A 16363-nucleotide genomic window follows, 5' to 3' on the forward strand; every position below is an offset into this window, starting at 1 on the left:
CTCAGGCCCCGTCCGGGCGGGTGGCGGCGGCCGCGGCCCTCGCGGCGGCGGCCAGGCCGGTCTCGATCCGCTCGAACGCCTCGTCGTCCAGCGCGGTGGAGACGAACCAGCCCTCGAAGGCGCTCGGGGGCAGGTAGACGCCGTGGTCGAGCATCGCGTGGAAGAACGCCGGGTAGCGCCAGGTCTCGGCGGCCTTGGCCCCGGCGTAGCCGGTGACCGGGGTGTCGGTGAAGAACGGCGAGAACATCGTGCCCGCGTACTGCAGGGTGTGCGCGACGCCCTCCCGCTCCAGCGCCGCGGTGACCAGCGCACCGATCCGGTCGGCGTTGGCCTGCAGGGTGACGTAGGCGGCGTCGTCGGCGTGGCGCAGCGTGGTGAGCCCGGCGGCGACGGCGACGGGGTTCCCGGCCAGCGTGCCCGCCTGGTAGACCGGCCCGGCCGGGGCCAGGTACGACATGTGCTGCGCCGACCCGCCGAACGCGGCCGCGGGCAGCCCGCCGGACATGACCTTGCCGAAGGTGTAGAGGTCGCCCGCGACGCCGTCGCAGCCGAACCAGCCCTGCCGCGACGCGCGGAACCCGGTCATCACCTCGTCGATCACCAGCAGCGCGCCGTGCGCGTGGCACAGGTCGCGCAGCCCGGCGTTGAAGCCCTCGACGGGCGGGACCACGCCCATGTTGCCCGCGGCGGCCTCGGTGATCACGCAGGCGATGTCGGCGCCGCGCTGCTCGAAGACCTGGCGGACGGCGTCGAGGTCGTTGTAGGGCAGCACCACGGTGTCGGCGGCCTGGGCGCCGGTGACGCCCGGGCTGGTCGGCAGGCCGAGGGTGGCGATCCCGGAGCCGGCGTCGGCGAGCAGCGCGTCGACGTGGCCGTGGTAGCAGCCGGAGAACTTCACGATCACCGTGCGACCGGTGATGCCCCGGGCGAGCCGGATGGCGCTCATCGTCGCCTCGGTGCCCGAGTTGACCAGCCGGACCTGCTCGACCGGGGTCCGGTCGACGATCTCGGCGGCGAGGTCGATCTCGCCCGGGGTCGGCGTGCCGAACGACAGCCCCTGCGACGCCGCGGACCGCACCGCCTCGACGACGGCCGGGTGCGCGTGCCCCAGGATCATCGGCCCCCAGGAGGAGACGAGGTCGACGTAGGTGGCGCCGTCGGCGTCGGTGAGGCGGCAGCCCTCACCCGAGACCATGAACCGCGGGGTGCCGCCGACCGAGTTGAACGCCCGTACCGGGGAGTTCACCCCGCCGGGGATCAGCTCGGTCGCCCGCTCGAAGAGGCGGGCGGACTCCTTCGGTTCCGGGTTGCTCACGGCGGTCCCTGCGCTTCCGGTGCTCACGTCCCCAGTCTCGCAGCCGGTGTCAGGACCGGCTCGCGGCCCCGAGCTTGCGGGTGGCGTACCACTCCTTCGCCGGGCGTCCGAACAGCAGCGCGACCCCGGCGACGGACAGCGCCACGACGAGCACCGCGAACAGCGGGATCGTCGGCGCCATGAGCAGCAGGAGCGGGATCCCGTAGACGCCGGCCAGCACGGCCAGCGCGATCCGGGCGCCACCGGCCCCGAGGAACGCGACGACGGCCAGCGCGATCCACACCAGCGCCAGGACGAGGAAGACCCCGCCCATCACCCGCACGAACTGGGTGAGCTGGTCCATCGTCAGACCGGTCTGGGCCAGCGCGGCGTCGATGTCGGCACGCGGGAGCCCGGTGTCGTTGAGGACCGCGTCGTTGATCGTCGCGAACATCGCGCCGATGCCCATGACCACGAACGGCAGTGCCGCCGCGATCAGCGCGACCAGCGCGGTGACCACCTGACGCGGACGGGCCGGACGTCCCTGCGGCCCGCTGCCGAGCCCCGCCGGGGGCGGCCCCCAGCCCGGCGCGGTGTTCCACTGCGGGCCCTGCCCGGCCTGCTGACCGGGCCCCGGCTGCGGCGCGGCGCCCGGCTGCGCGGTGGTGCCCGGCTGCGGCGCGGGCGCGGCGGGTGCCTGCTGCGACGGCGCCGGCGGTGTGGCGCCGCCGTGCCAGCCGTGGGGGTACGGGTTCTGCGGGTACTGCGGGTAGCGCCCCGTCGACGGCCCGGGCCGGTAGTACTGCGGGGCGTCGTGCTGTCCGGGGTTGCTGCTCACGACCTCCACGGTAGCCGTGCCGGTGTCCGGTTTGCCACGTTCGGCGGTACCCGGCGCCGCGATTCACCCCTCACGGAGCGACCGACCGGCACCACACGGCCGGGCCCGGCCGGGCCCGCGATGCCGTTCCCCTCGAACCGGGACGCGGCGTCGGGACCCGGTCCCGTCGAGGCCCCATGGGGAGTGCGGCGAATTCGCTTACCCGGTAAGCGAATTCACGAACAGGGGGCCCCGGGGGGTCGCCACCCGGCGCCGCTCTTCTCCGCGGAAACCCGTCACCGCGTGAACGGTCTCCGTGAACACCGTCCCGGATGGGCGTGCCGCCGACCCCGGGTGGGCGGGGTCAGCCCCGGTCGAGCCAGGTCGCGGCCTCGGTGGCCCAGTAGGTCAGGATCACGTCCGCACCCGCGCGGCGGATCGAGGTCAGCGTCTCCATGACGGTCCGCTCGCGCTCGAGCCAGCCCCGGGCGACGGCGGCCTCGACCATCGCGTACTCCCCGGAGATCTGGTACGCCGCGACGGGCACGTCGGCGACGTCGGCCACCCGGGCCAGGACGTCCAGGTAGGCCAGGGCGGGCTTGACCATCACCATGTCGGCACCCTCGTCGAGGTCGAGTGCCAGCTCGCGCAGCGCCTCGCGGGCGTTGCCGCCGTCCTGCTGGTAGGTCTTGCGGTCGCCCTTCAGCTGCGAGTTCACCGCCTCGCGGAAGGGCCCGTAGAACGCCGAGGCGTACTTGGCGGTGTAGGCGAGGATGCCGGTGTCGGTGAACCCGGCCTCGTCGAGCGCGGCGCGGATGACGCCGACCTGGCCGTCCATCATCCCGCTGGGGCCGACGAGGTGGGCGCCCGCGCGGGCCTGCTCCACGCCCATCCGGGCGTAGATCTCCAGCGTCGCGTCGTTGTCGACGCCGCCGTCGGCGTCCAGCACGCCGCAGTGCCCGTGGTCGGTGAACTCGTCGAGGCACAGGTCGGACATGACGACCAGGTCGTCGCCGACCTCGGAGCGCACGTCGCGCAGGCCGACGTTGAGGATCCCGTCCGGGTCGACGGCGCCGGAGCCGGTCGCGTCGTGGTGCTCGGGGACCCCGAACAGCATCACGCCGCCGACGCCCGCGGCCGCCGCCTCCGCGGCCGCCTTGCGCAGCGAGTCGCGGGTGTGCTGGACGACCCCCGGCATCGAGCCGATCGGGACCGGCTCCGTCGCGCCCTCACGGACGAACATCGGCAGCACCAGCTGCCGCGGACGGACCTCGGTCTCGGAGACCAGCCGCCGCATCGCGGGGGTGGTCCGCAACCGTCGGGGACGCTGCGCCGGGAAACCCATGCGGACCAGGCTACGACCGCCCCGGACACACGTCGGCCCCGCACCACCTCGGGGAGGCGGTACGGGGCCCGACGGGAGCAGGGCTCAGCGGCGGCGCGCCTTCACCTTCTTCGGCGGCGGCAGGTTGCCCTCGGCGCGCAGCTTCGCGGTGTGGCTGGCCAGCGCGTCGACCAGGGTCGGGACGCGGGCCTCCTCCGGCTGCACGTCGACCCGCAGGCCGAACTCGCGCGCGGTCTCCGCGGTGGCCGGGCCGATGCAGGCGACCAGGGTCCGGGCGTGCGGCTTGCCGGCGATGCCGACCAGGTTCCGCACCGTCGACGACGAGGTGAAGCACACCGCGTCGAAGCCGCCGGTCTTGATCGCCTCACGGATCGGCGCGGGCGGCGGGGCGGCCCGGACGGTCCGGTAGGCCGTCACGTCGTCGACCTCCCAGCCGCGCTCCTGCAGACCGGCCGACAGCGTCTCGGTGGCGATGTCGGCGCGCGGGAGCAGCACCCGGTCGACCGGGTCGAGCACGTCGTCGTGCGGCGGGAAGATGTCCAGCAGGCCCTCGGACGTCGAGGACTGGGCCTCGTCGATGTCCGGGACGAGCTCGGGCTCGATGCCGAACTCGCGGACCTTCTCCGCGGTCGAGCGGCCGACGCAGGCGATCTTCACACCGGAGAAGGCGCGGGCGTCGAGGCCGAACTCGTGGAACTTCTCCCAGACGGCCTTGACCGCGTTGGTCGAGGTGAACACGACCCACTGGTAGCGGCCGTCGACGAGGCCCTTGACCGAGCGCTCCATCTGCGCGGGCGACCGGGGCGGCTCGACGGCGATCGTCGGCACCTCCTCCGGGATGGCGCCGTGCATCCGCAGCCGCTCGCTCATCACGCCGGCCTGGTCCTTGGTGCGCGGCACCAGGACCCGCCAGCCGTAGAGCGCGCGCGACTCCCACCAGGACAGCTCGCCGCGACGACCGGCGGCCTCGCCGACGGTCAGGACGAGGGCGCCCTCGAGGTCACCGCCGTCGGCGGCGATCCGCCCGACCGACGACGAGATGGTCCGCTGGGTGGAGGTGGTGCCGCCCGCGGTGATCGCGACCGGCGTCTCGTCCGGGACGCCCTGGGCGGTCAGACCGGCGGCGACGTCGCCGAGCAGCGCGCTCGTCGCGTGCAGCACGACCGGGCCCGGGCTCGCGGCCAGCGCGGCCCAGTCGACGCCCGCGCGGACGTCGGCCTCGACGTGCGCCGACCCGAGCGCGACACCGGCGTAGGCCGGGACCGCGGTCGAGGAGGGGACGCCGGGGACGACGTCGAACGGCGTGCCCGAGGCGGACACGGCCATCGCCTCGGCGACGACGGCGTCGTTGGTCAGCGGGTCACCGGAGACCAGCCGGGCCACCGAGCGGCCCTGGCCCGCCTCGGTGAGCAGGTCGCTCGCGATGTCGGCGGGCTGGCCGACGGCCGGGCGCACCTCGGCGCCGTCCGCGGCCAGGGCGAGGATGCCCTCGGGCACGTCCGGGTCGGTGATGACCAGCGGCGAGCCGGCGAGCACGTCCCGGGCGCGCACGGTGAGCAGCGCCGGGTCCCCCGGTCCGCTGCCCACGAAGGCGATCCGCCCCGAGGTGTTGGCAGGTCCTGTCATTGAAGAAACTCCCGAATCAGCGGTTGGCGGGACCACCGGGACCTGCGGGGGGCAGGTCCTCGGCTCCCAGGTCGAGAAGCTCGAGGGCGACCGCGGCCCCGAGCTTCTCTGCGTCGTCCATGTCTCCGGTGGCGGAGGCGCGCACCACGTCGCCCCCCGCGATGTCCCCGATCCCCAGCGCACCGCGCAGCGACAGGCGGTCGACCGCCCGGCCGTCGTCGTCGAGGTCGGAGACGACCTCGGCGAGCGCCCCGACGGGGGTCGTGCACTCGGCCTCCAGGCCCGCCAGCACCGCACGCTCGGCGGTGACGGCGAAGCGCACGCCGCTGTCGTCCAGCACCGCGGCCAGCACCGACACCAGATCGGTGTCGGCGGTGCGGCACTCGATCGCCAGCGCACCCTGGGCGGGGGCGGGCAGCATCTGCAGCGGGTCGATCAGCTCGTCGGCCTCGTCGATGCGGCCCAGCCTGCGCAGCCCGGCGGCGGCCACGACCACCGCGTCCAGCTCGCCCGACCGCACCTTCCCGATCCGGGTGTCCACGTTGCCGCGGATCGGCAGCACCTCCAGGCCCTGGCCGAGCGCGTGCAGCTGCACGGTCCGGCGCGGGGACCCCGTCCCGACCCGGGCGCCACGGCCCAGCTCGCCGAGCACACGACCGCCGGTGACCAGCGCGTCGCGGACGTCCTCGCGCTCCGGGATCGCCGCGATCGTGAGCCCCTCGGGCTGCGCGCTCGGCAGGTCCTTGTACGAGTGCACCGCGACGTCGATCTCGCCGGCGTAGAGCGCGTCGCGCAGCTGCGAGACGAACACCCCCACCCCGATCTGCGGGATCGGCGCCGACGAGCGGTCACCGCTGGTCGAGATGGTGACCAGCTCGCACGGGTGGCCCGCGGCGACGAGCCGGTCGGCCACGGTGGTGGACTGCGCGACCGCCAGCTTCGACGGCCGGGTGCCGATCTTCAGGACACTCACGAGATCTGCTCCGGGGGACGGGACCCGATCGACGGGGTGGCGTCGAACGGCGCGGTGGGGTCGCTGAAGCGCAGGGCGGCGGTGACGTCGCCGCCGTCGACGCTGGCGTCGGCGCCCCGGACCGGGGCGGCGACCGCGGCGGCGGCCTGCGGGTCGAGCTCGAACAGGGTGCGCAGCGCCGCGGCGTAGCTGTCCCCGTCCGGGCCCTCGGCCAGGCGCTTCACCTGGACCGTGGGCGTGTGCAGCAGCTTGTCGACGACGCGGCGGACGGTCCGCGAGAGCTCCTCGCGGACATGGCCGTCCAGGTCGGGCAACCGGGAGTCCAGGCGCAGCAGCTCGGCGTCGACGACCTCCGAGGCGCGCCGGCGCAGCGCGGTGACCGTCGGCGTGACCTCGGCCGAGCGCTGCCCGGCCAGGTACTGCTGGGCCTCGGCGTCGACCATCGTCTGGGCCGCGGCGACCGAGCCGCCGTCGGCGGTGTCGAGCAGCCGACGCTGGAGGGTGATGAGGTCGACCATGCGCACGCCGGACAGCTCGCCGACGGCCGGGTCGACGTCACGCGGCAGGCCCAGGTCGCACACGACCAAAGGAGAGGTGCGGCCGGTCAGCGCCTCGGCGACCGGGGCCACGTCGACGACGTGCCCGATCGCGCCGGTGCAGGCCAGCATCAGATCGGCGTCGCGCAGCTCGTCGGCCAGGGACTCCATCGGCGCGTAGCGCGCGGTGGTGCCCTGCTCGGCGTGCTCGAGGACCTTCTCCACGAGCCGCTCGCCGCGCTCGGCCGAGCGGTTCAGCACGACGATCTCGCCCGCCCCGGCACGACGCAGGTGCGCGGCGGCCAGCGCACCCATCGCCCCGGCGCCGACGATCACGGCGCGGGTCCCGCCCAGGCCGACGCCGCCGAGCTCACGGTCGGCGTCGCGCAGGGCCTCGGACACCACCGAGGCACCCGCCTCGTCGATGCCGGTCCCGGCGTGCACCCGCTTGCCGACGCGCAGTGCCTGCTGCACCAGCTCGTGCAGGACCTTGCCGACGGCGCCCGCGGCGTCCGCGGCCGCGTAGGCGCCGCGCAGCTGGCCGAGGATCTGCGACTCGCCGACCACCATCGAGTCCAGGCCCGCCGCCAGCGCGAACAGGTGCTGGACCGCGGAGCCCGCGTAGTGCACGAACAGGTGCTCGGACAGCTCGCCGATGGGGAACCCGGCGTGGGTGCCGAGGACGTCGGTCACGTCGCCGAGGCCGCCGTGGAACGCGTCCACGACCGCGCAGATCTCGATCCGGTTGCACGTGGAGAGGACGACCGCCTCCTCGACGTGCGTGCGGTCGAGCATCTCCTCGAGCAGCTTGGGCACGTCACCCGGAGCGACCGCGAGGCGCTCCAGCACCTCGACCGGCGCGCTGCGGTGCGACAGGCCGACCACGAGGACGCTCATGGCTCTACGACACCACCGATTCGTTCGTCTTGTCCGTCACCGCGGCGGCACCGGTGTGCCGTCGCGCCACGTGGAACGCGAGGACCTGCAGCTCGACCGACAGGTCGACCTTGCGGACCTCGACGTCGTCCGGGACCGTCAGCAGCACCGGGGCGAAGTTGAGGATGGACTGCACACCGGCCGCCACGAGCAGGTCGCAGACCTTCTGGGCCGCCGGGCCCGGCGTCGCGATCATCCCGATGGTGACGCCGCCACCGGCGCACACCTCGGGGATCTCGCGCACGTGCCGCACCCGGATGCCGTTGATCTCGCTGCCGACGAGGTCGTCGTCGACGTCGAACAGGGTGCTGACCGGGAACCCGCGGCCGGCGAAGCCGGTGTAGCCGGCCAGGGCGTGGCCCAGGTTGCCGACGCCGACCAGCGCGACCGACTGCCGGTGGTCCATGCCCAGCTCGCCCTGCAGCCGTCCCTGCAGCGAGGTGACGTCGTAGCCGACGCCGCGCACGCCGTAGGACCCCAGGTAGGACAGGTCCTTGCGGAGCTTGGCCGAGTTGACCCCGGAGGCACCGGCGAGCTCCTCGGACGACACCGTCTCGACGCCGGCCTCGCGCAGCTCGCCGAGCACCCGCAGGTACACCGCGAGCCGGGACACGGTGGCCTCCGGCACCGGGCGCGCGGGGCGCTCGCCGTTGCCGTCGGGCGCGGCGGCACCGGACTCGGGCGGCAGGGTCACGGGCCGTCCTCCTCGGGCGTCGGTCGCGGGCGGCCGGGGTCCCGGTGCCCGCTCCTGCTCGCGGGGGCTTGTCCGCGGGCGGTCGGTCATCGAAACTGGGCGTGCTCCGGTCGGGGGTGTGCAGGTGCCGGTCGCCGGCGCGCTCACGGCACGCCCGCGAACCGGCCGGACGGGCCGGTCGGGCTGCGGACGGACGAGGCCCGGCGTCCTCGGCGCCGCGGGGGCACCGTGCCACCGGGTCCGGCGACGGGAACCCACGGTAGCCGCTTGTGAAGGCACGCACAAAGTTGCGATCTTGGTCCTCTCCGTGCTCGACCGGGACCCCTGACCTGGAGCTACCGGTGATCGACGGGCAGGAACCGCTCGTCGTGCGACGAGCGCCACGTCGTCCTCCACGCCACCACCGTCACGCATACCTCGCGACCGCCCGTGACACACCTCTCCGCCCGGGACGGCGCGACGAGGCTCAGGTCACGGTCACTCAGGTCACGGTGACGGTGCGGGTCGGCCAGCCGGTCGCCGCGCCCGGCAGCGGGGAGCGGCGCTCCGAGGTCTGGACGACGCCGTCGCCGTCGGTGGCGCGGCACACCAGGGTGTACCCGCCCGGCGGCAGGTCCAGCTCGGCGCGCCACTGACGCCAGGTGGCCCCGCCGGACGGCACCGGCGCGAGCTCCGCGGTGACCCAGGACCCGGCCGCACCCCCGTCCTGCACCCCGACCTCGACCCGGCGGATCCCCCGGGGCACCGCCCAGGCGGAGCCGGTGACCACGACCCGGCCGGCGGGCACGCTCGCGTACGAGGCGGGCGACTCGATCCGCGCGGCGGTCTCCATCGGCCCGGGCGGCGCCCACCCGCGGTCGCGCCAGTAGTCGGTACGGGCGGCGAACGTCGTGAACTCGATGTCGGTGACCCACTTGGTGGCCGAGACGTAGCCGTAGAGCCCGGGGACGACGATCCGCACCGGGAAGCCGTGCTCGGGCGGCAGCGCGACCGGGCCGTCCGGTCCGGCCATCGCGACCGCGAGCAGCGCGCCGCGGGCGGGGTCGAGCAGCAGCGACGACGGGCTGCCCGCCGTCCAGCCGTCGGTGGAGGTGGACAGCGCCTGGTCCGCCGCCGGGTCGGGCGCGGCGGCCGCGAGCAGCGGCGCGAGCTCCACCCCGGTGAACCGGGTGGTGGACACGAGGTCGCCGCCGACGTCGTTGGAGACGCAGGCCATCGTCACCCAGCGTTCGACGAGCGGACGGGCCAGCAGGTCGTCGAGGGTGAGGGTGAGCTCGCGCCCGACCCGCCCGTGCACCCGCAGGCTCCACGACGCCGGGTCGACCGACGGGACCCGCAGCGCGGTGTCGATCCGGTAGAAGTCGTCGACGGCGGTGGTGAACGCGGCCGCGCCCGGCACCTGGGCCCCGGCGGGCAGTGCCGGGGCGGGCGCGATGCGGCCCTGCGCGGCGAGCGCCCGGATCCGGGCGGTCAGCGCGTCGCGTTCGGGCCCGATCCGGCCCGAGGGCAGCAGGGGCGCGGCGACCGCGGCCCCGGTGCCCAGCACGACCCCGCCCGCCCCCGCCAGCGCGGTGGTGCGCAGGAACCGCCGCCGAGTCAGCGACGACCGGACGGGCCGCCCGTCGGGCAGCGTCCCGGCCGCGGTCGGGGCGGGGATCCGGGCCGCCAGCGCGTGCAGCTTCCGGAAGACCGTCACCGCGACGACGGCCGCGGCACCCGCCGGGACCATGTCGAGCTGACCGGCTCCCGACGCCGTCGCCGCGGCGACGACACCCAGCAGCCCGAGCGCCGCGAGCCCCCACGCCCCCGGCCACGGCGAGCGGCGCGACAGCGCCCCGAGCCCGGCCGCGGCCAGGGCCAGGACCACGAGCACCCCGGCGACGACGGTGTAGCGGCTGCCGATCCCGGCCCCGACGGTCGCCGCGCCGGCCAGCGCGGGCGGGGTGAGTGCCACGACCTGCTCGGCGACGGCGTTCACCGGCCCCGCGGCCGGGGCGACCAGCAGCGCGAGCGCCTGCCCCGCGCCGACGCCCAGGGCGGCCGCGGCGAGCCCGGCCAGGGCGGTACGGGCGGCCGGTGCGGTGCGGACCGGCGGGCGGTCCGCGTCCGGGGCCCCGCCGGCCGGACCGTCCGAGGTCGCGACCGGACCGTCGGGGACCGGGCTCACGGCCGGGCCAGGTCCGCGCGCAGGCGCTCCTCGTCGACCCGGAACGAGTCGTGCTCACGGCCGTCGAGCAGCACCACCGGCACCTGGTCGCCGTACTCGGCGCGCAGCTCGTCGTCGGAGTCGACGTCGACGGTGTCCCAGCCGGTGCCCGTCTCGGCGCACACCCGGGCCAGCACCTCGGCGGCGTCGTCGCACAGGTGGCAGCCCACCCGGGTCAGCAGTCGTACCCGCATCTCACATCCTCGCCAGAGTCCTTCGGGCGATCTTGCCCGTCGGGGTGCGGGGCAGCTCGTCGGCGAAGGCGACGACCGCGGGCCGCTTGAACCGGGCGAGCCGGGCCGCGCAGTGCGCGGCGACCGTCTCCTCGGTGAGCTCGGCGCCCGCGACCGGCACGACCACCGCCTTGACCGCGGCTCCGGTCCGGTCGTCGGGCACCCCGACGACGGCGACCTCGGCCACCGCGTCCAGCTCGGCGACGACCTGCTCCACCTCGCGCGGGTAGACGTTGAAGCCGTTGACGATGACCAGGTCCGAGGACCGGTCGACGAGGTGCAGGTCGCCGTCGGTGTCGAGGTAGCCGACGTCGGCGGTGACGAACCAGCCGTCCTCGCCGGGGCCGCCGGAGCCGTCGGGCCAGTAGCCGGAGAACAGGTTCGGCCCGCGCACCGCGATCAGCCCGGTGTCGTCGGACGGGTCGGAGCCGTCGTCGTAGTCCAGGTCGTCCAGCGGGTCCTCGCCGCGCGGCTCGGGCTCCGGCGCGGGCCTGCGCTCCATCGGCTGCCCGTCGGCGTCGACCAGGCGCAGCTCGACACCGGGCAGCACCTGCCCGACCGAGCCGGGCTTGGCCGGTCGGCCCAGGTCGTTGCTGGTGACGACGGGCCCGCCCTCGGTGAGGCCGTAGCCCTCGTGCAGGTCCAGCCCGCTCGCCGCGCGGAAGTCCGCGAGCCAGCCCGCGGGCAGCGGCGCCCCGCCGGAGGTGCACAGCCGCACCCCGGCCATCGCGGCGCGCAGCCGCTCGGGCCCGAGGTCGAGCAGCATCCGGAACATCGACGGCACCCCGGCGACGACGCTGACCCGCTCCTCGACGACCGTCTCGGCCAGCCGGTCCGGGGAGAACCGGCCGGGCAGCACGACGGTCGCGCCGGTCCAGCAGACCTGCAGCAGCCCGGCGGCGAGGCCGTAGACGTGGAACAGGGGCAGCGCCAGCAGGACCCGGTCGACCCCGTTGACCGGCGCCGGGCGGAGCGCACCCGCCTGCTCGCGGTTGGCCAGCAGCGCGCGGTGCGACAGCTGCACCCCGCGCGGGCGCCCGGTGGTGCCGGAGGTGAACACGACCAGCGCGATCCGCTCGGGGTCGGCGGGGGCCCGGTCGACCGGGGCGTCCGGGACCGGGGCCGCCAGGTCCGGGGGGCCCAGCAGCGTCGCGCCGACACCCTCGGCGCAGCCGGCCGCGACGGCGTCGTCGGGCCGGGCGACGACCGCGACCGGCCGGGCCTGGTCGAGCACGACCTCCAGCTCGCGGGTCACCGAGCCCGCGCCGAACGGTACGACGACCGCGTCGGCCCGCAGCGCGCCGAACAGCGCCACGCAGTAGTCGGCGCCGTCGGGCAGGCCGATCGCGACCCGGTCGCCGTGGCGGACGCCCGCCGCACGCAGCCGGGCGGCCTCGGCGGAGACCGCGGCGTCGAACGCCGACCAGGTCAGGGTGAGCGGTGCGGCGCCGGACAGGTCACGGACGGCGTCGTGCCCCGGACGCTCGGAGGCGTTGCGCGCCACCAGGTCGGCGAGGTGGGTGGGCCGGTCGGGACGGTGGCCCGGCACGGGGTCGGAACTCGGCACGGCGGTCTCCATCCTCGGACCCCGCCGGGGCGGGGTCGGCTCGTCGGCACGCGTCGCCGCCAGTGTTCCAAACCCGGCCGCGGCCGTCGTGTTCCGAGGGACCGCTCACCGCTGTGCACGCCACGTGTCGATTCGGACACGCTTCGCGCACAGTTCGTCCACCGCGCGTATCGGGCCGCTCGCCGGAACGGCACGCGACGAGAGGCGGCGAGTGCGTTGCGCCACTCGACAGACGTCTATGCTCCGCCGCTACATGAAGTTCAACGCGTGAACCGCCGGTTCGTCGCGCGACTCACCCGAGGGAGTGGCATGCAGCTCGACGCCAGCGCGCCACGGCGCACACCGCGCCGCGCCGCGCGGGACGCGCCGGCGGTCCCCGCCGGCCGGGTCGCCCGCCGAGCCGTACCCCGTCCGACCCCCCGGGATCCATGACCCGGCCGATGCGACCGCACCGCCTGCTCCGACAGCAGCGCTCCGAGACCATCCCCGAGACCGTCCGTCCGACCCGGGCCCCCGAACCCGGCCAGGACAGACCCGACACCGTCCGCCCCCAGCCGGACGGGGAGGTGTCCGTGACTTCAGCGACCTCTGCACCGTCCCAGCCGACGGGGCCGATCGCGTCCGCTCCCCTGGTCGACGCTCCCCCCACGTACCCCGCAGGCCCCGCCCTACACCGCCCGGACGGCCGGACCACCCGGTCGGGTCCGCCCGGCCGTACCGAGCAGGACATGCCGATGCCACGACAGGCACCGCAGATCTCGCAGGAGCTGCAGCGCCCGGAGGCCGACCCGGCCGACGAGGCCGCCCGCGCCGTCGAGGACGCGAACAGCTCCTGGGCCCTGGTCGAGGCCTGCCAGGCCGGCGACGCGGCCGCGTTCGGTGAGCTCTACGAGCGCTACCACGACGTGGTCTACCGGTACGTGCTGTTCCGGATGGGCGACCGGTCCTTCGCCGAGGACGTGACGCAGGAGACGTTCGTCCGCGCCCTGCGGCGGATCTCCTCGGTGAGCTACCAGGGCCGCGACATCGGGGCCTGGTTCGTCACCATCGCCCGGAACCTGATCTTCGACTACGTCAAGTCCAGCCGGTTCCGGCTGGAGCAGACGACCTCGGAGATCGTCGAGCTGTCGCCCAGCACCGGTGGTCCCGAGCAGCAGGTGCTCGACATGGCCACCAACGACGAGCTGCTGGCCTCGATCGCCAAGCTCAACTCCGACCAGCGCGAATGCATCCAGTACCGGTTCCTCAAGGGCCTCTCGGTCGCCGAGACCGCCGAGCTGATGGACCGCAACGAGGGTGCGGTCAAGGCGCTGCAGCACCGCGCGGTGCGTCGTCTCGCGCAGCTGCTCCCGGACGGTCTGCGGTGAGCGGGTCTGCCGCCGGATCAGCCGGAACGCGAGAGGGTGTGTCGATCACTGCGCCGAACGCACTACTCGATGCGGTGAACGGTTGGAAGGCCGTAACCTCGTCCGCGGTCGGTCGTTGTACAGACCGGCGTGCACTGACGGCGCCACACGCGCCGACGAGCAGCGCGAGACTGCAGTGAGGACGGACGGCATGCCCAGGGCATGGGACGACGGGTACCCCGGCGACGACGGTTTCGACCGTGCGCCGGCAGGTGCCCCTGCATCGGAGGAGCTGGCGCACGAGATCGCGCTGGCCGCCGCGCTGGACCGTTCGCGGCGTGATCTCTCGCCCGATCCGCACGCCTCGGCCCGGATGCGGGCCCGGCTGTTCGAGGTGCTGGCCCAGGAGGGCGTCGGGCAGCAGTCCGGCGGCTCCCCGTTCGGCGACCGGTTCGACCGCGTCGACCAGGCCGACCTCACCGCGCCGATCGGCCCGCCGATCGCCGACGACCTCGACTGGGACGCGGTGTCCAACCGCCGCGCCGCCGGCGAGCACGCCCCGGCCGCGGACGACCCGACCGGTCGCAGCAGCCGTCCGCGCCGCGGCCGCCACGTGCTGCCGTCGGACCACCCGGACCACCCGGAGCAGGTGGGCGCCCCGGCCGGACCGGCCCGCGACGCCGAGGCCGGCCCCGGCCGCGACGACTCCGCCCGCCCGGCGCAGTCCGGCGCCCGGATGCTGGACCGCCGCCGCCCGAGCGTGCGCAAGCGCTTCGGCGTCGTCGTCGGCGGGTTCGCCGCGCTCGCGGTGATCGCCGGCGTGACCTCGACCGCCAGCCGCGACGCCCTGCCCGGCGACGCGATGTACGGCATGAAGCGCGCCAGCGAGAGCGTCGGCGGGGTGTTCACCGTCGGCCAGCAGGCCGAGGCCGCCCGCCAGCTCGACCTGGCCCGCTCCCGGGTCGACGAGCTGGAGAGCCTGGTCGCGCGGTCCACGCCGCCGTCGCCGGACGCGGTCGCGTCCGCGATGGGCGACTTCGACCGGGCCACCAGCACCGGCAGCAGGCTGATGCTGACCGGCGCGGGCACCGACGGCGCGGACACCTCGCGCCTGGCCGAGCTGCGGACCTGGGCGGCCGCCCAGTCCGGGCGCATCACCCGTCTGCAGTCCGACCTGCCCGCCGAGAGCCGCGGGGAGACCTCGGAGGCGATCCGCCTGCTGGACCGGGTGCTGTCCCGGGCCGAGGCGCTGCGGGCCGGCACCGGCTGCGCCGCGGACAGCGGCGGCACCGTCGACGACCTCGGCCCGGTGCCCGGCGAGTGCCGCACCGCGGGTGGGCCGTCCTCGGCGCAGGCCGTCGAGCAGTCCGCGCCGGTGACGCCGTCGGAGACCGCGACCGGCACGCCGTCGCCGTCGCCGACCTCCGGTCCGGCGACCTCGACCTCGCAGGCCCCGACCACCTCGGGGTCCTCGCAGCAGGGCGGCGGGCTGCCGCTGCTGAACGGCGGTGGCTCGACCACCTCCGACAGCGGGTCGGGCAGCTCGTCGGAGTCCTCGTCGGAGCAGGACCGCCTGCTGCCGCCGATCACCATCCCGCCGCTGCTGCCGGGCCTCGGCCCGGTCACCCTCGGCTGATCCGCTCCGGACACCACGGGTACGGGCCCGGTCCCCGGTACGTCGACATGTGTCACGTACCGGAGGCCGGGCCCGCTCCCGCGTTCCGGCAGTAGGCTGGGGCCGCGCCCCGATCCCCTCGGGACGCGAGACGCCGTCGCACCAGGAAGGCCGCCGTGGTGAGTGATCCCGGGTCCGTCCCCCCTCTCGACCAGAGCGGGACCCGCGAGTCTCACCCGCCCACCCACACCGGGCTCTCCGAGGAGCCGGGGGTGCTGGAGCGGGCGACCGCACTCGACTCCGCGCAGCGGGCCGGTCAGGCCTCCGCCGCCGCGGCCGTCGCTGCCGAGGCCGACGACCACCCCGACGGCCCGGAGGGCGGGGACGGCGCACCGCCGGACCTCACCGCCGCCGCGTTCTTCGACTGCGACAACACGATGATGGTCGGCGCGTCGATCTTCCACTTCGCCCGCGGCCTGGCCGCGCGCAAGTTCTTCACCACCTCCGACATGGCCGGCTTCGCCTGGCAGCAGATCAAGTTCCGGGTAGGCGGCCGGGAGGACAAGGGCGGCATCGCGGGACACCGCGACACCGCGCTGTCGTTCGTCGCGGGCCGTCCGGTCGACGAGGTCGTCGCGCTCGGCGAGGAGATCTACGACGAGCTGATGTCGGACCGGATCTGGGCGGGGACCCGGGCGCTGGCCCAGATGCACCTCGACGCCGGCCAGCGGGTCTGGCTGGTCACCGCGACGCCGATCGAGCTGGCCCGCATCATCGCGCGGCGGCTCGGGCTGACCGGGGCGCTGGGCACCGTCGCGGAGTCCGTCGACGGGCTCTACACCGGACGGCTGGTCGGCGAGATCCTGCACGGCCCGGCGAAGGCGCACGCGGTCCGCGCGCTGGCCGCGTCGGAGGGGCTGGACCTGCGTCGCTGCACCGCGTACTCGGACTCGGTGAACGACGTCCCGATGCTCTCGGCGGTCGGCACCGCGGTCGCGGTGAACCCGGACTCCGAGCTGCGCGACGTCGCGAAGGCCCGCAACTGGCAGATCCGCGACTTCCGGACCGGCCGCAAGGCCGCCCGGATCGGGGTGCCCTCGGTGCTCGGCGCGGGCGCCGTCGCCGGTGCGGTGGCGGCCGGGATGGCCTACCGCAAGCGCTGACCCGCCCGGCCG

Annotated in this window: 13 protein-coding genes; 3 read left to right on the forward strand and 10 right to left on the reverse strand. The window is 75.4% G+C overall.

All coding sequences use genetic code 11. From position 1 onward, the window contains the following. Position 1: 1 nt before the first annotated feature. The 10 genes from hemL to KPL60_RS28220 form a co-directional block, all read right to left on the reverse strand. The gene (hemL, locus tag KPL60_RS28175; RefSeq protein WP_374228764.1) at positions 2-1342 is read right to left on the reverse strand and encodes a glutamate-1-semialdehyde 2,1-aminomutase; all 1341 of its coding nucleotides are present in this window, start codon (positions 1340-1342) and stop codon (positions 2-4) included. 22 nt (positions 1343-1364) lie between these two features. After that, complete coding sequence (locus KPL60_RS28180) at positions 1365-2132, reverse strand: hypothetical protein (protein WP_226367691.1); 768 nt, start codon at positions 2130-2132, stop codon at positions 1365-1367. Positions 2133-2475: 343 nt separating this feature from the next. Further along, the gene (gene hemB / locus KPL60_RS28185) at positions 2476-3456 is read right to left on the reverse strand and encodes a porphobilinogen synthase (RefSeq protein WP_226367692.1); all 981 of its coding nucleotides are present in this window, start codon (positions 3454-3456) and stop codon (positions 2476-2478) included. 84 nt (positions 3457-3540) lie between these two features. After that, positions 3541-5082 (reverse strand): bifunctional uroporphyrinogen-III C-methyltransferase/uroporphyrinogen-III synthase, encoded by a 1542-nt coding sequence (locus KPL60_RS28190; protein ID WP_226353938.1) that lies wholly within the window; start codon positions 5080-5082, stop codon positions 3541-3543. 16 nt (positions 5083-5098) lie between these two features. Further along, the gene (gene hemC / locus KPL60_RS28195; protein WP_226367693.1) at positions 5099-6055 is read right to left on the reverse strand and encodes a hydroxymethylbilane synthase; all 957 of its coding nucleotides are present in this window, start codon (positions 6053-6055) and stop codon (positions 5099-5101) included. After that, complete coding sequence (locus tag KPL60_RS28200; protein ID WP_226367694.1) at positions 6052-7488, reverse strand: glutamyl-tRNA reductase; 1437 nt, start codon at positions 7486-7488, stop codon at positions 6052-6054. Before KPL60_RS28200 ends, hemC begins: the two co-directional genes overlap by 4 nt. Before the next feature lie 4 nt (positions 7489-7492). Then, entirely contained in the window at positions 7493-8221 is a 729-nt protein-coding gene (locus KPL60_RS28205; RefSeq protein ID WP_062403813.1) for a redox-sensing transcriptional repressor Rex, read from the reverse strand. 481 nt (positions 8222-8702) lie between these two features. Continuing rightward, positions 8703-10388 (reverse strand): molybdopterin-dependent oxidoreductase, encoded by a 1686-nt coding sequence (locus KPL60_RS28210; protein ID WP_226367695.1) that lies wholly within the window; start codon positions 10386-10388, stop codon positions 8703-8705. Then, positions 10385-10621, reverse strand: coding sequence for a glutaredoxin family protein (locus tag KPL60_RS28215; RefSeq protein WP_073576570.1), 237 nt, complete (start codon positions 10619-10621; stop codon positions 10385-10387). Before KPL60_RS28215 ends, KPL60_RS28210 begins: the two co-directional genes overlap by 4 nt. A gap of 1 nt (position 10622) precedes the next feature. Then, positions 10623-12227, reverse strand: a complete 1605-nt coding sequence (locus KPL60_RS28220; protein WP_226367696.1) for an AMP-binding protein — start codon at positions 12225-12227, stop codon at positions 10623-10625. 728 nt (positions 12228-12955) lie between these two features. On the opposite strand from KPL60_RS28220, the gene KPL60_RS28225 reads away from it, so the two are divergent. The 3 genes from KPL60_RS28225 (at position 12956) to KPL60_RS28235 (ending at position 16351) form a co-directional block, all read left to right on the forward strand. Continuing rightward, positions 12956-13594 carry a sigma-70 family RNA polymerase sigma factor gene (locus KPL60_RS28225; RefSeq protein WP_062398051.1) on the forward strand — a complete coding sequence of 213 codons (639 nt, stop codon included), beginning with the start codon at positions 12956-12958 and terminating at the stop codon, positions 13592-13594. A gap of 190 nt (positions 13595-13784) precedes the next feature. Continuing rightward, on the forward strand, positions 13785-15209 hold the full coding sequence (locus tag KPL60_RS28230) for a DUF5667 domain-containing protein (protein WP_208818936.1): 1425 nt from the start codon (positions 13785-13787) through the stop codon (positions 15207-15209). A gap of 251 nt (positions 15210-15460) precedes the next feature. After that, on the forward strand, positions 15461-16351 hold the full coding sequence (locus KPL60_RS28235) for an HAD family phosphatase (RefSeq protein WP_062398055.1): 891 nt from the start codon (positions 15461-15463) through the stop codon (positions 16349-16351). Positions 16352-16363: the final 12 nt, after the last annotated feature.

Origin of the sequence: Pseudonocardia sp. ICBG162, from assembly GCF_020496225.1 — a bacterium.
Lineage (GTDB): Bacteria > Actinomycetota > Actinomycetes > Mycobacteriales > Pseudonocardiaceae > Pseudonocardia > Pseudonocardia alni.

Coding starts and splice junctions, on each gene's coding strand:
- hemB (WP_226367692.1), bottom strand. CDS start 3,456: ATGGGTTTCCCGGCGCAGCGTCCCCGACGGTTGCGGACCACCCCCGCG.
- KPL60_RS28190 (WP_226353938.1), bottom strand. CDS start 5,082: ATGACAGGACCTGCCAACACCTCGGGGCGGATCGCCTTCGTGGGCAGC.
- KPL60_RS28200 (WP_226367694.1), bottom strand. CDS start 7,488: ATGAGCGTCCTCGTGGTCGGCCTGTCGCACCGCAGCGCGCCGGTCGAG.
- KPL60_RS28215 (WP_073576570.1), bottom strand. CDS start 10,621: ATGCGGGTACGACTGCTGACCCGGGTGGGCTGCCACCTGTGCGACGAC.
- KPL60_RS28225 (WP_062398051.1), top strand. CDS start 12,956: ATGCCGATGCCACGACAGGCACCGCAGATCTCGCAGGAGCTGCAGCGC.
- KPL60_RS28230 (WP_208818936.1), top strand. CDS start 13,785: ATGCCCAGGGCATGGGACGACGGGTACCCCGGCGACGACGGTTTCGAC.